The 13,175-nt window shown below is 73.0% G+C and carries 11 protein-coding genes; all 11 read right to left on the reverse strand.

Going from position 1 to position 13,175, the window contains the following annotated elements:
• Positions 1–67 precede the first annotated feature (67 nt).
• Positions 68–2,824 (reverse strand): ATP-binding protein, encoded by a 2,757-nt coding sequence (locus tag IE287_RS11045; RefSeq protein ID WP_189848783.1) that lies wholly within the window; start codon positions 2,822–2,824, stop codon positions 68–70.
• Complete coding sequence (locus IE287_RS11050) at positions 2,821–3,708, reverse strand: carbohydrate ABC transporter permease (RefSeq protein ID WP_189848784.1); 888 nt, start codon at positions 3,706–3,708, stop codon at positions 2,821–2,823. The genes IE287_RS11045 and IE287_RS11050 overlap by 4 nt, the downstream gene beginning before the upstream one ends.
• The gene (locus IE287_RS11055) at positions 3,705–4,670 is read right to left on the reverse strand and encodes a carbohydrate ABC transporter permease (protein WP_189848785.1); all 966 of its coding nucleotides are present in this window, start codon (positions 4,668–4,670) and stop codon (positions 3,705–3,707) included. Before IE287_RS11055 ends, IE287_RS11050 begins: the two co-directional genes overlap by 4 nt.
• Positions 4,670–6,001, reverse strand: coding sequence for an ABC transporter substrate-binding protein (locus tag IE287_RS11060; RefSeq protein WP_189848786.1), 1,332 nt, complete (start codon positions 5,999–6,001; stop codon positions 4,670–4,672). The genes IE287_RS11055 and IE287_RS11060 overlap by 1 nt, the downstream gene beginning before the upstream one ends.
• A gap of 104 nt (positions 6,002–6,105) precedes the next feature.
• Complete coding sequence (locus IE287_RS11065; RefSeq protein WP_373307831.1) at positions 6,106–6,486, reverse strand: alpha/beta fold hydrolase; 381 nt, start codon at positions 6,484–6,486, stop codon at positions 6,106–6,108.
• A 45-nt stretch (positions 6,487–6,531) separates the two neighbouring features.
• Positions 6,532–7,260 carry a GPR1/FUN34/YaaH family transporter gene (locus tag IE287_RS11070; protein ID WP_189848787.1) on the reverse strand — a complete coding sequence of 243 codons (729 nt, stop codon included), beginning with the start codon at positions 7,258–7,260 and terminating at the stop codon, positions 6,532–6,534.
• Between the two features lie 14 nt (positions 7,261–7,274).
• Positions 7,275–9,170, reverse strand: a complete 1,896-nt coding sequence (locus tag IE287_RS11075; RefSeq protein ID WP_189848788.1) for an amidohydrolase — start codon at positions 9,168–9,170, stop codon at positions 7,275–7,277.
• Entirely contained in the window at positions 9,167–10,120 is a 954-nt protein-coding gene (locus IE287_RS11080; protein ID WP_189848789.1) for an alpha/beta hydrolase, read from the reverse strand. Before IE287_RS11080 ends, IE287_RS11075 begins: the two co-directional genes overlap by 4 nt.
• Positions 10,121–10,164: 44 nt before the next feature.
• Positions 10,165–10,986 (reverse strand): alpha/beta fold hydrolase, encoded by an 822-nt coding sequence (locus IE287_RS11085; protein ID WP_189848790.1) that lies wholly within the window; start codon positions 10,984–10,986, stop codon positions 10,165–10,167.
• Positions 10,987–11,112: 126 nt separating this feature from the next.
• A complete protein-coding gene (locus IE287_RS11090) occupies positions 11,113–12,537 on the reverse strand; it encodes a dihydrolipoyl dehydrogenase family protein (RefSeq protein ID WP_189848791.1) in 1,425 nt (474 codons plus the stop codon).
• Entirely contained in the window at positions 12,537–13,115 is a 579-nt protein-coding gene (locus IE287_RS11095) for a Dps family protein (protein WP_189848792.1), read from the reverse strand. Before IE287_RS11095 ends, IE287_RS11090 begins: the two co-directional genes overlap by 1 nt.
• Between the last annotated feature and the right edge of the window lie 60 nt (positions 13,116–13,175).

Consider the following 13,175-nt stretch of genomic DNA (forward strand, 5'->3'; position numbering starts at 1 on the left):
GACCGGTCGGGCACCTCCCGTTGCCGTACCGCGCACCACACCTTGCACGGGGGCGCAGAGGTCGCGCTCAGCCGTCGATCGCCGCTCCGGCGTCGTCCTCCGCGAGGACGATCCGGGCCAGGTGGACCCTCGACCGCACCGCGAGCTTGCGGAAGATCGACGCCAGATGGGTGTTGACCGTGTGCGGGGAGACGACGAGGGTCTCCGCGGCCGACCGGTTGGTGTGACCCGCGGCGATCAGCCGGGCCACCTTGCGTTCCGAGGCCGTGAGCGCGTCCCAGCCCTGGTCGGTGCGGGGCCGGAGACGTCCGGTGCGCCGGCCGGGGCGGCGTGTGGCCCGTTCCAGTTCGGCCCGGACCCGGTCGGCCTCGGCGTCGGCCCCCGTCCGGGCGTAGATGTCGTGCGCCCGGGTCAGGGCGGCTGTCGCTGCGGCGTCGCCCGAGGTCAGGAGCGCGCGCCCCAGATCGGCGGACGCGGCGGCGAGGGGCATCGGCCGGGGGCCGTTCAGGAGGATGCCCAGCGCCCGCTCCAGGAGTCCGTGGTCGGCGTTCACCAGGGCGGACGCATGGGCGGCCGTCCCCTGGGCGGTCGGCACGGTGGGGTTGCGGGTGGCGTGTGCGGCGGCCTGTGCCGCGAGGTCCTCGGCCAGCTTCCGGTCCCCGCCGCGGAGGGCGATCCCCACGGCCTGGACGACATGAGGGCGCAGGAGCCGCCACCGGAGGAAGGGGTGGTCGCGCTGCACCGACCGGACGAGTTCGGCCGCTGCCGCGTGGTCGCCGTCGGCGTCGGCGACGACGGCCTCGAAGTACCGGTGCGTGGCGTGGTTGCCCGTGTTCGGCCGGTCGGCGACGGTCGTCCGCACGACGTCCAGGTGTTCCCGCGCGGCCTCGCGGTCGCCGCGCAGCATCGCGAGGAGGCCGCGGTTGACGCGGATGTTGACCAGGTTGCCGGGCACGTGGAGGTCCGCTTCGAGACGCTCGGCGGTGACGAAGTCGGCGTCCGCGTCGTCGAGCAGCCCGAGCCCCATGTTCAGGGTTCCCTGGGTCCAGATGAGCATGGCGGGGCGCAGGGGAACATCGCCCGCCGTCCGGAGCAGTCGTCGTACGGCGTCGAAGTCGTCCATGTGGATCAGGGCGACGGCCTCCTCGGGAAGGAAGGCCGAGTCGAACACGCTCAGCGCCGTGTGGTGTTCGACGGCGGCGGCGCAGTCGCCCGCGTTGAGGGCTGTCTCGCCGAGACCCCACAGGGCGAGGACGCGGGCCTCCCGGTCGCCTGCTCGCTCCGCCTCGGCGAGCGCCCGTTCGCCGGTCTCGCGAGCGGCCCCGAGGTCGCTCCCGCGAGAGCGGGCCAGGGCGTGCCGGGCGGTCAGCCGGGCGCGGATCGCCGGATCGGTGACGGCTGCCAGCGCCGTCGTCGTGCGACGGGTCAGCTCGTGGACGTCGTCGAGGTGCCAGAGCGCGTCGCCGAGTGCGGACTGCAGACGGGCGAAGACGTCCAGGGGCGGCTGCCGGGCGAGCAGCACGTCGCCGGTGTCCCGTGCCTGCGTGTAGCGGCCCGCGCGGGTCAGCGCGACGATGGCCCGCTCCCCCACGTCGTACGCCGTGGGCGCACGGGTCGGTACGAGTTCCAGGGCCCGTACGGCCAGGTCGGCGGCGAGGTCGGGCATCACCGCGATCACGTCCTCGGCGGCTGTGCCGAGCAGCGCGATCGCCTCCATGTCGCCGGGTTCGGCGCTCTTCAGCAGATGCGGGACCGCGTCGCCGGAGCTCCGGCCCGCCGCGACGAGCCGGCTCGCGGCCTCCCGGTGCAGTGCCCGGCGCACGGAGGGGGCAAGGTCGGCGTACACCGCCTGGCGGAGCAGGTCGTGGCGGAACAGGAGGCGTTCGCCGTCGTCGTGGAGGAGAGCGGCGGCGATCGCCTCGTCCACTTCGGCGCTGAGTCCGGAGGCGGGCCGGCCGCACAGGGCGGCTGCGTCGGCGAGCGAGAACGCGCGGCCGAGGACCGAGCCGATCCGCAGGAAGTGCAGGGTGTCCGGCCGGAGGTCGGCCAGTCGGCCGCGTAGGCCGAGGACCAGCCGCTCGGGCGGTTCCGGCCCGTCCGCGCCCGTCGCCGCGATGCCCGAGAGCATCTCGGCCGCGAGGAAGGGGTTGCCGCCCGCCCCGTCGAGGAGCTCCTCGACCTGCGCCGGCAGGTCCCCGCCGAGGGCGTCGCGTGCCAGCTCGGCCAGGGCCGACTCGGACAGCGGCCGCAGAGGGAGGGTCATCGTCAGCGGCCCCTGCCCGTACAGCTCCGGGTCCTCCCTGCTCGTGAGCAGCCAGAGGACCGGGGAGCTGAGCAGCCGTGCCGGCAGGACGCTCAGGGCGAAACGGCTCAGCGGGTCGGCCCATTGGACGTCGTCGACCGCGATCAGCACGGGCGTGCCCGCCGAGCGTTCCTCGATCAGCTGGGCCAGTCGTTCGACGAGCCAGATGCGCTGGTCGTGGTGGCCGGCGAGGTCCGCGAAGTCCGCTCCGGAGAGCAGCGGGCGGTCACCATGGAGGAGGCCCGAGGCCAGCGAGGCGAGCGGTGCCAGCTCGTGCAGCTCCTCGGCGCATCCGTGGCTGACGAGGAACCCCCGGGCCCGCGCGAGCGAGACGGCCTCCTGGAGCAGCGCGGTCTTCCCGATCCCGGGCTCGCCGAGGAGCAGCGCGACCGCGCCTCCCTCGCCGTCGCGCACCGCTTCGACCAGGGCGCGCAGCTGCTCCAGTTCGGCTTCGCGGCCCCGAAGGCCGGGCCGGCTCAGCCCCGTCGACACGCCTCGCTCGTCGGGCCGGTCGGGGCTCATCCCTTGACCGATCCGGCGAGCAGTCCCCGTGCGAAGTGACGCCGGAGGGCGAAGAAGACGAGCAGCGGGAGGAGCGCCGCCACGAAGGCTCCCGCGGTGAGCCGCTGCCACTCGTTGCCGTAGGTCCCGGCCAGGCTCGCCAGTCGGACCGTCATCGGCGCGGTCTCGGCCGTTCCGCCGGACAGTGTCAGTGCCACGAGGAGGTCGTTCCACACCCAGACGAACTGGATGACGGCGAAGCCGACGAGGGCCGGGCGGGCCAGCGGCAGCACGATCCGGAGCAGCAGCGTCCCGTGCGACGCACCGTCGACGCGGGCGGCCTCGATCAGGTCCCGGGGCAGCGATGCCAGGAAGTTGTGCAGGAGGAACACCGCGAACGGCAGCGCGAAGACCGTGTGGGCGAACCAGACCTGGCCGAACCGCGCGGGACCGGTGAGGTGCCACGCGGGCAGGAACAGCCAGCCCTGGGAGAAGAGCTTCAGGAGCGGGACGAGCGCCATCTGGAGCGGCACGACCTGGAGCGCGAAGATGCCGACGACGAGCGCGTCGCGGCCCCTGAAGTCGATCCAGGCCAGGGCGTACGCCGCGAAGAAGGCCAGGACGAGCGGGAACAGCACCGAGGGGAGGGTGATGACGACGGAGTTGACGAAGTGCTCCGCGAGCCGTCCCGACCCGTTCGCACCGCCGGAGAGCACCTCGCCGTAGTTGTCGAGCGTGAGGTGCGGCGCACCGAACACGGTCCACCAGCCCGTCGTCTTGATCTCCTCCTCGGGGCGGAGCGAGGAGAGCAGCAGACCGAGGGTCGGTGTCGTCCAGAGGATCGCGATCACCACGGCGACCGACGTGAGGGCGCGGGAGGCCAGACGCTCCCGGACGCCGTTCACCCCGCCCTCCGCCGCGCCCGGACCTGGTGGGCGACGAAGGGGGTGACGAGGAGGAAGAGGAGCACGGCGAGCGCCGCGCCGCGGCCCGTCTCGCCGTAGCGGAAGGCCTGGTCGTACATCTCGTGGGCGATGACGCCCGTGTCGAACTGTCCGCCGGTCACGGTCTTGACGATGTCGAAGGCCTTGAAGGTGCCGATCGCCTGGGCAAGGAGCACGACGAGCAGTGTGGGCCTGATCGACGGCAGGGTGATCCGCAGGAAGATCTGCCCGGAGGACGCGCCGTCCAGCCGGGCCGCCTCGGTCAGCTCCGCGGGAACGCCCCTGATCGCGCCGGCCAGCAGGACGGCCGCGAAGCCCGCCTGTGTCCACACCATCGCCACGATGAGGAACAGGACGTTCGAGGGGGAGTCCACGAGCCATTGCCTCGGTTCGCCGCCGAACGCGACGACGAGCTGGTTCAGCAGCCCGATCTGCCCGGCCCCGGTCGGACGGTAGGCGTAGACGAACTTCCAGACGACGCCCGCGCCGACGAACGAGATCGCCATGGGCGTCAGGAGGAGGGACAGCGCGAACGTTCTGAACCGCGACCGGGCGACGGCCGCCGCGTAGAGCAGGCCGACCACGGTGGACGCCGGCGGCACGAGCACCACCCACGCCAGGGTGTTGCGCAGCGCCACCAGCGCCCCGTGGTCGGTGAACATCCACACGTAGTTGTCGAAGCCGGCCCACGTGTCTCCCCCGCTGTCGGTGAACGACAGCGCCAGGGTGCGCAGACCGGGCAGGAGGATACCGACCGTGAGCAGCAGCAGAGCGGGGGCGAGCAGGAGGAGGGCCGCGGCCCTCCTCCGGACCGGCCCCCGGTGCAGTGCAAGCAGGATCAGGGAGACCACCGCCGCGAAGGCGGCGACGCCCTGGAGCAGGTACAGCAGCTTGGGCTGCTGGGCGACGGCGTCGAACGACATCAGTGGCTCGGCCAGGACCGTTCGATGGAGTCCGCGACCTGCCGGGTGCCCGCGCCGCCGATCCAGTCGACGGCTCCCCTCCAGAACGTGCCGACGCCGACCGACGCCGGCATCAGGTCCGAACCGTCGAACCTGAACTGCGTCCGGGGGTCCTGGAGCAACTGGATCGAGAGCCTGTCGACCGGGGTCGCGGCGTTCGCCGGGTCCACGCCCTTGTTCGCCGAGACGAACGGGCCCTTCTTCATGCGCGCGTTCGCGAAGTCCGCGGAGGCCAGGTACTCCTGGAACGCCCGCACCTCGGGGCGGTCGGCGAACGCCGCGGTGAACACTCCGCCGCCCAGTACGGGACGGCTGGCCGCATCGGCTCCCGGCAGGAGGAAGGTGTAGACGTCGTCGTCCGGTCCGATCTCGGTGCCCTCCGGCCACATGTCGGCGTAGAACGAGGCCTGACGGTGCATCGCGCAGTCGCCGGAGAGGACCGGGGTGCCGGCCTCCTGGAAGGAGATCGAGGCCATCGACCGGGCCGGACCGAAACCGCCGTTGGCGTACCGGTCGTTCTTGAGGATGGACCCCACGGTGTCCATGGCCTCGATCACCCGCGGGTCGTTGAACGGGATCTTGTGGGTGACCCACTGGTCGTAGACGTCCGTGCCCTGCTGGCGCAGCAGGACGTCCTCGATCCAGTCCGTGACGGGCCAGCCGGTCGCCTCGGCGGACTCGATGCCCGCGCACCACGGTTTGACGCCCGACGCCGCGGCCTTCTCGGTGACGGCCATCAGCTCGGTCCAGGTGCGGGGAACGCTCAGTCCCTTGTCCCGGAAGAACTTCGGGGAGTACCAGACGAACGACTTCACGTTCGCGACCAGCGGAGTGCCGTAGAGGGTGCCGTCCACGGTGGCGTAGCCGTTCCAGTCCGCCGACCAGCCCTGCTTCGCGAGAGCAGCGACGCCGGCGCTCACGGGCTTGAGCCTCCCCGCCCGCGCGAAGCGTTCCAGGAGGCCGGGCTGGGGGAAGAAGGCCAGGTCAGGGGCGCTTCCACCGTCGACCCGGAGCTGGATCTGGGCCTCGAACTCCCCGTCCCCCTCGTACCGGACGTCGATTCCCGTGCAGTCGGCGAAGTCGGCCCAGGTCTCTTCGAACAGGTCGGCTTCCCGGTCCCGGTTCTCCGCGTAGACGGTGACCTCGGTGCCGGGATGCTTGGCGTAGCGGGCGTACGGTGCGCAGTCCGCGGTGGTCTGCGACCGCGAACCGCTGTCCTGCGGGGTGCCGCAGGCGGTGGCGGTGACGGCGAGGGTGATGACGGCGAGCGCGAGCCTCGCGCCGAACCTCATGGGTGTGCTTCCTCCGATCGCCCGCCGCATGTTCTCGGCGGACGTTTCGGAAAGCTACCCCGTTCGAACGGCATAGACCAATCGTTCGATGCCCAAGCCCCGGATCAGTGCCCCGTGGGCCGGGCCGCGGCCAGGATCGGCCCCGTCACGGCCTTGGGCTGGGCGAGCATGGCCAGGTGGGAGGAGTCGACCTCGACGGTGGTCTTGCCGGCCCGCTCGTACCCGTACCGCTCCACGCCGGGGTTGATCGGGCGGTCGGCGGAGGCCACCAGGACCCATGAGGGCTTGGTCTTCCACGCCGCGACCGGCGCCGCCTCTCCGAAGGCCCGCGCGGCCAGGGGGCGCCGGGAGACGGCGAGCACCGCGGCGAGCTGCGGCTCGACGTCGGCCGCGGTCGGTTCGGGGAGGACGCGGGCGAAGCCGGAGGCGTCGGCGAGGATCTCGTACCGGGACTTCTCCGGCCGGTCGATGACCCGGGGTTCCATGGACATTCCCGTCCGGTCGCGGAGTTACGGAGGTCAGTGGCCGGGTCAGAGGGTGCGGCGCACGCCCGCCTGGCGTTCCAGGTTGCGCAGCTGGACGGCCAGGTCGCCTTCCACGGCGAGGTGGGCGGGACCGCTGCGGCCGATGGGCAGGACCTGCTCGCCGCGCATGTCCTCGAGCATCAGGGCGAACGCCGTGTACATCGCGGCGAGCGCCACCACGAGGCCGAGCGCCCCGGACGTGCGCGTCAGCCATTCGGCGCCGGTGACGCCCGCGAGGCCGGTGGCCGCCCAGCGGGGCAGGGAGACCGCGAGGACGAGCCACAGCGCCCGCTTGGGCCCGGTCACGGCGGTCATCAGCGCGCCGAAGCAGAGGAGCGCCAGGTTGAACACGCCGAGGACCTTCGGGCCGTCGGCCGCGCCGCTGAGCATGATGAGCGAGTAGGGCAGCCAGCTGCCGGCGAACACCGCCATCAGGGTCGCCGCGATGACGTCACGGGCTCCGAAGGCCAGGAAGCTCACCAGGAGTTGGAGGACGGAGGCCGGCAGCACCGTGAAGGCGACGGCGGCACGGGCCTCCTCCCCGAGGACCCCGAGCTGGAGGCAGCCGGTCATCACGGACGCGATGGCGATCGTGAAGAAGCCGAGCGGCATGGGTGAGGCGATGGGGCGCAGGTTGATCCGTGTCATCGACCGGAGGTCCGGCTCGAAACGGCGTCCCGGGGGCGCGGCCGGATCCTGTTCGTCGCCGTCGGCGGCCGGGGAGGCGGCAGTCATCGGTTGTCTCTCTTTCAGTGATCGAAGCAGGGGTCGACGAAGGACGGCGTCGTCTCGGGTACGGAGCCGCGCGCGACGCGCCACCGGCGGTGCTGCTCGGACTCGGCGACGGCCTCGGCCACCAGCGATGCCTGGTGGGCGCCCCCCTGGCCCGACTGGTAGCCGCCGAAGTGGGCCACGGGGCACCATGCGGGGCTCACCGGCGGGACGGCCTCGTCGAGGCCCTCGTACTCCGCGGTCGCGTAGACGATCCGGCCGCCGACGACGGTGAGGACGGACTCGATGTCGGGAATGACGTCCTCGGGCACGGTGAGGAAGTCGTCGGACAGGATCGCGAGGTCGCCGTAGCAGCCCTCCCGCAGGGTTCCCTTGACGTCCTGCTCGCCGGTGAGCTGCGCTCCGCCCCGGGTGTAGAGGCGGAGGGCGGTCTCCCGGTCGATCAGGTTCCCGGCCGGGGAGAGCACGGTGCCGCCGACGGTGCGCCCGGTGACCAGCCAGTGGAGGGCGACCCACGGGTTGTACGAGGAGACTCGGGTGGCGTCGGTTCCGGCGGCAACGGTCAGGCCGCGGTCGAGCATGGCCCGGACCGGCGGGGTGTGGGCGGCTGCCTCGGCGCCGTAGCGGTCGAGGAACGCGGCGCCCTGGAAGGACATCCGGTTCTGGATTGAGACGGCGCCGCCGAGGGCGGCGATCCGGTCGAGGCTGCCGGCCGAGACCGTCTCCGCGTGGTCGAAGAGCCAGCGGTTGCCGCCGGGGAAGAGTCCCTCCGCGGCGAGCTTCTCGAAGACGGCCAGGTCGCGGCGGATCGTCTCGTCGTAGGTCGCGTGGAGCCTGAATCCCCAGCCGTTCTCGAGGAGGAGCCGTACGGCGTTCTCGAACTCGGCCTCGTAGCCCGCGGCGAGCTCGGGGCGGGGCTCGGAGAAGTTCTCGAAGTCGGCGGCGGCCCAGGTCAGGTTCTCGCCGGCGCCGTTGAGCCGGAGCCACTCGTCCCCGTCCCCGGGCTCGACCATCTCGGTCCAGCGCTTGAGGTCGGCGAGCTCCTGCCCGGCCGTCTGCGGGAAGAGGTGGTAGGCGATCCGGAGGGTCAGCTCCCCCGACCCGGCGAGGTCGACGACCGTGGCGTAGTTGTCGGGGAAGTTCTGGAACCCGCCGGCGGCGTCGACGGCGGACGTCAGCCCGAAGCGGTTCAGCTCGCGCAGGAAGTGGCGCGTCGACGTCCGCTTGTCGGCCTCGTCGAGGGCCGGCGCCTTCGCCAGGGTCGAGTAGAGGATGAGCGCGCTCGGCGCCGCGAGCAGCACTCCGTTGGGTTCGCCGTCCCGGCCCCGGACGATCTGCCCGCCGCGGGGATCGGGGGTGTCGCGGGTGAATCCGGCGGCCTTCACCGCGGCCCGGTTCATCAACGCCGACTGGTACAGGTGGAGGACGAACACCGGAGTGTCGGGGGCGGCGGCGTTCAGCTCGGCGACGGTCGGCATCCTGCGCTCGGCGAACTGTTCGGCGGTCCAGCCGCCGACGACCCGGATCCATTGCCCCTTGGGCGTGCGGCCGGCCTGCTCGCGCAGCATCGCCAGGGCCTGTCGGAGGCTGCGTACGCCGTCCCACCGCAGCTCCAGGACATAGTTCAGCCCGCCCCGGATGACGTGCAGGTGCGAGTCGTTCAGGCCGGGGATCACCCGGCGGCCGAGAGCGTCGACGACCTTGGTGCCGGGCCCGACGAGGTGGGCGAGGTCGTGGTCGTCGCCGAGGGCCGCGACCCGGCCGTCGCGGATCGCGACGGCGCGGGCTTCGGGACGGTCGGGGTCACCCGTGAACACCTTGGCGTTGCGGACGAGGAGATCGGCGTGGTCGAGTTCCCGCCGCGGGGCGGGCACGAGGCCCGCCACCGGCATGCTGGTCGACGGCCCGGTCATGCGAGGGCCTTGCGGAGGATGTCGGTGGCGACACCGATCGCGAGTTCCGCGGCCTGCGTCTCGCGCAGCGCGTTCAGCATCACGAAGTCGTGGATGACGCCCTGGACGCGCAGGGCGGTGACGGGGACGCCGGCGGCGCGGAGCTTCGCCGCGTACGCCTCGCCCTCGTCGCGCAGGACGTCCGCCTCGGCGGTGATGACCAGGGCCGGCGGCAGGCCGGTGAGCTGCTCGGTGGAGGCGCGGAGCGGCGAGGCGGTGATCCGGGCGCGCTCGGCCTCGTCCGTCGTGTACTGGTCCCAGAACCACTTCATGGCGTCGCGGCGCAGGAAGTAGCCCTCGGCGAACTGGTGGTACGAGCCGGTGTCGAAGCCCGCGTCCGTGACCGGGTAGAAGAGGACCTGCTGGACGAGCGTGACGTCGCCGCGCTGCTTGGCCATGAGGGTGAGGGCGGCGCTCATGTTGCCGCCGACCGAGTCGCCCGCGACGGCGATCCGCGTGCCGTCGAGGTCCTTGCGGTGTCCCTCGCGGGCGACCCACTGGGCGACGCTGTAGTTCTGCTCGATCGCGACGGGGTAGCGCGCCTCGGGCGAGAGGTCGTACTCGGGGAAGACCACGGCCGCCCGGGTGCCGACGGCGAGTTCGCGGACGAGCCGGTCGTGGGTGTGGGCGTTGCCGAAGACCCAGCCCGCGCCGTGGAGGTAGAGGATGACGGGAAGCCGGCCGGTGGCACCGCGGGGGCGGACGATCCGGGCGCGGACGTCGCCGGTCGGGCCGCCGTGGACGGTGATCCACTCCTCGTCGACCTCGGGCAGGGGGACACCCTCGCCGCTCTGGACGTCGTCCACGGCCTTGCGGCCTTCGGCGACGGGGATCTGGTAGAGGTACGGCGGCTGGGCGGTGGCGTCGGCGAACGCCTGGGCGGCGGGTTCGAGGACCGGACGGTTGCTCATGAGGGGTTCTCCTTCGGGAGGTGCGGGAGGGGAGTTCGGGGGGCTCAGCGGGTCGCCCGCGCGGCGGCGAGGATCACGTGGGTGACCACGGCCGGGCGGGAGACGGCCACGGCGTGCGACGCGTCCACTTCGGTGACGTGCGAGCCGGCGCGCCGGGCCATCCACTGCTGGGCAGCCGGAGGGATGTTCTTGTCGGCGGTGGCGATCAGCGCCCAGGACGGGATCGTCCTCCAGGCCGCCTCGCCGGACTTCTCCTCCAGCGCGGTGGTGGCGACCGGGCGCTGGGCCGCGGCCATGACGGCCGCGTCGGCGGTGGGGACGTCGGCGGCGAACTGCCCGTGGAACTTGGTCCGTTCGATGACGAGTTCGGTGCCGGTGCCCCCGCCTGGCACCGGGTACGACTGCGGGTTCACGGTGTCGCCGAGGGTGGAGCCGGGGAACCTGGCGGCGAGCTCGGCGGCGCACTCGCCCCTGTCCGGGGTGAACGCGGCGATGTAGACGAGGGCCTTCACCCGGCTGTCGCCCACCGCGGCGCCGCTGATGACGGCGCCGCCGTAGGAATGGCCGACCAGGACGACGGGTCCGTCGACGGCGGCCAGCACGCTGCGCAGGTAGGCGGTGTCCGCGGCGAGACCGCGCAGCGGGTTGGCGGGGGCCAGGACGGGGTAGCCGGCGCGCTGCAGCCGCCGGATCGTGCCGCTCCAGCCGGAGGCGTCCGCGAACGCTCCGTGGACCAGGACGATCGTGGGCTTGGGATCGTGCCGGTCGGTGCGGGCGGCGGCCGGACGGCTCGCGGGTGCGGCGCCGATCAGGGTGGCCAGCGCCGCGGGCACGGCGAGGGCGAGGGTGCGCCTCGTGAGATGCATGGGCGGGTGATTCCTTGTCGGGTGGTGAAACGTTCGGGTGTGCTCGGTCGAGCGGGAGGCGGTGCGCCGCTCGGGCGGGGGGCGCGCCGCCCGGCGGGACCCGGCTCGGGAGAGGCGGACCGGGCCTCAGAGGCCGTACGCCTCCAGGAGCCGGAGCCAGACCTCGCTCACCGTCGGGAAGGCGGGCACGGCGTGCCACAGGCGCTCCAGGGGAACCTCGCCCACGATGGCCACGGTGGCGGTGTGGATGAGCTCGGTCACCATCGGGCCGGTAAGGGTGCAGCCGACGACGACCCCTCGGGTCTCGTCGACGACGAGCTTGGCGAGGCCGCGGTAGTCGTCCGCGTGGAGCGCGGCACCGGCGACGTCGTCGATGCGGTACTCCACCGTGCGCACCGCGAGACCCGCTTCGCGTGCCGCGCGTTCCGTGAGACCGACGCTCGCGACCTCGGGACGGGTGAATACGGCCTGCGGGACGGCGAAACGGTCGGCTTCCGCGCTCCACGGCTGCCGGCCGCCGGTGACGGCCGGGCGCCCGGCGGCTCGCTCGGCGATCGCCGCCGCGCAGGCACGGGCCTGGTACTTGGCCATGTGGGTCAGCGGCGCACGGCGGTTGACGTCGCCGACGGCGTAGAGCCAGTCGCCCTCGACCGCGGTGACCCGACAGGTGTCGTCGACCGGAAGCCGGTCGCCCGCGGGCAGTCCGACGGAGTCGAGGCCGAGGTCCACGGTGCGCGGGCGCCTGCCGACGGCGGCGAGGACCTCGTCACAGACGTGGGCGGCGCCGTCGTCGGTGTGCACGGTCACCGTGCGGGTGTCGTCGTCACGGGCGACCCGGACGGCCGACACCCCGAAGCGGACGGTGACGCCCAGATCGCTCAGACCCCGGGTGACTTCTTCGCCGACGCACGGCTCCCATCCGGTCAGCAGGGCCTGATCGCGAACCAGCAGGGTGACGGAGGAGCCGAGCGAGCGCCACGCGGTGGCCATCTCGCAGGCCACCACTCCCCCGCCGATGACGACGAGCCGCTCGGGCACCGCATCGGCCGTGGTGGCCTGCCGGTTGGTCCACACACCGATCCGGTCGAGCCCCTCGACCGGCGGAAGGGCGGGTTCCGTGCCGGTGCAGACCACGACCGCGCGCCGGGCCCTCAGGGTACGGACCATGCCGTCGGCCCCCGTCACCTCCACCCGGCGCTCACCGGCGAGCCGTCCGTGCCCCCGTACGAGCGCGATGCCCGCACCGTCGAGCCAGTCGGCCTGGCCGGTGTCGTCGCCGCGCCCGGTGAAGCGGTCGCGACGGGCCAGGGCGCGTGCCGGGTCGAGTGCCGCCGTGACCGCCTGCCGGGCCCCGTCGACCGATCGGGCCTCCGCTCGGGCGGCGCCGGGTCGCAGCAGGGCCTTGCTCGGTACGCAGGCACGGTAGGAACACTCGCCGCCGACCGCCTCCGCCTCGACGACGACGGCGGTCAGCCCCGACCGGACGGTCCGGTCGGCGACGACCTCGCCGGCCGGTCCTCCGCCGACCACGACGACGTCGTACGTGTCCATCAGCCGTGCACCAGAGGGGTGTCCACGAGGTGCTCGGCCAGGAACCACACCTGCGCCTCGCCGGTACGGATGACATCGGAGACGAGCAGGTCGGCGCTGCCCTCGTCGCCCTCCCCGGAGAGCCGGGCGGCGGCGTCCCGGGCGTCGATCAGGATCCGCTCGTGCGCGTCGAGGAGCCGCGACAGCATGACGGGCACCGGCTCGACGCCGTCCGGCGGCCGGGGGACCGACGTCAGCTCCGCGACGTGGCGCGGGTCTCCGACGGCGACGCCGCCGAGGCTCTGGACCCGCTCGGCCAGCCCGTCCACGATGGCCAGTTGGGCCTCCGCGTGCTTGTCCAGCATCAGGTGGAGCGAGTAGAAGGTCGCCCCGCGCATGAGCCAGTGGTGCTTCTTGTAGAGGGAGTAGAGGATCTGCGTGTCGGCGAGGACGCGGTTCAGCCGCTGGCAGGCGTACATGCGGGTGTCGTGGCCGAGGCCGATCGGCAGCTGCTTGAGCGTGCCGAACGCCTGGGTCTCGGCGCCCTTCTGGTGCAGCAGCGGCTGGCCGCCGCCGTGCGGGGTCGTGAGGGTGTCCATCGGGTGCTCCTGTTCGGGAGAGAGGGTGGGAAGGGCCCGGCCGCCCGGTCGGGGGTACGC

Source organism: Streptomyces omiyaensis (assembly GCF_014650895.1).
GTDB lineage: Bacteria > Actinomycetota > Actinomycetes > Streptomycetales > Streptomycetaceae > Streptomyces > Streptomyces omiyaensis.

What these genes read in the sequence shown, in the direction of transcription:
- IE287_RS11070 (WP_189848787.1), bottom strand. Translation starts at nt 7,260, where the DNA reads ATGACTGCCGCCTCCCCGGCCGCCGACGGCGACGAACAGGATCCGGCC.
- IE287_RS11095 (WP_189848792.1), bottom strand. Translation starts at nt 13,115, where the DNA reads ATGGACACCCTCACGACCCCGCACGGCGGCGGCCAGCCGCTGCTGCAC.
- IE287_RS11055 (WP_189848785.1), bottom strand. Translation starts at nt 4,670, where the DNA reads ATGTCGTTCGACGCCGTCGCCCAGCAGCCCAAGCTGCTGTACCTGCTC.
- IE287_RS11060 (WP_189848786.1), bottom strand. Translation starts at nt 6,001, where the DNA reads ATGAGGTTCGGCGCGAGGCTCGCGCTCGCCGTCATCACCCTCGCCGTC.
- IE287_RS11075 (WP_189848788.1), bottom strand. Translation starts at nt 9,170, where the DNA reads ATGACCGGGCCGTCGACCAGCATGCCGGTGGCGGGCCTCGTGCCCGCC.
- IE287_RS11065 (WP_373307831.1), bottom strand. Translation starts at nt 6,486, where the DNA reads ATGGAACCCCGGGTCATCGACCGGCCGGAGAAGTCCCGGTACGAGATC.
- IE287_RS11045 (WP_189848783.1), bottom strand. Translation starts at nt 2,824, where the DNA reads ATGAGCCCCGACCGGCCCGACGAGCGAGGCGTGTCGACGGGGCTGAGC.
- IE287_RS11090 (WP_189848791.1), bottom strand. Translation starts at nt 12,537, where the DNA reads ATGGACACGTACGACGTCGTCGTGGTCGGCGGAGGACCGGCCGGCGAG.
- IE287_RS11080 (WP_189848789.1), bottom strand. Translation starts at nt 10,120, where the DNA reads ATGAGCAACCGTCCGGTCCTCGAACCCGCCGCCCAGGCGTTCGCCGAC.
- IE287_RS11085 (WP_189848790.1), bottom strand. Translation starts at nt 10,986, where the DNA reads ATGCATCTCACGAGGCGCACCCTCGCCCTCGCCGTGCCCGCGGCGCTG.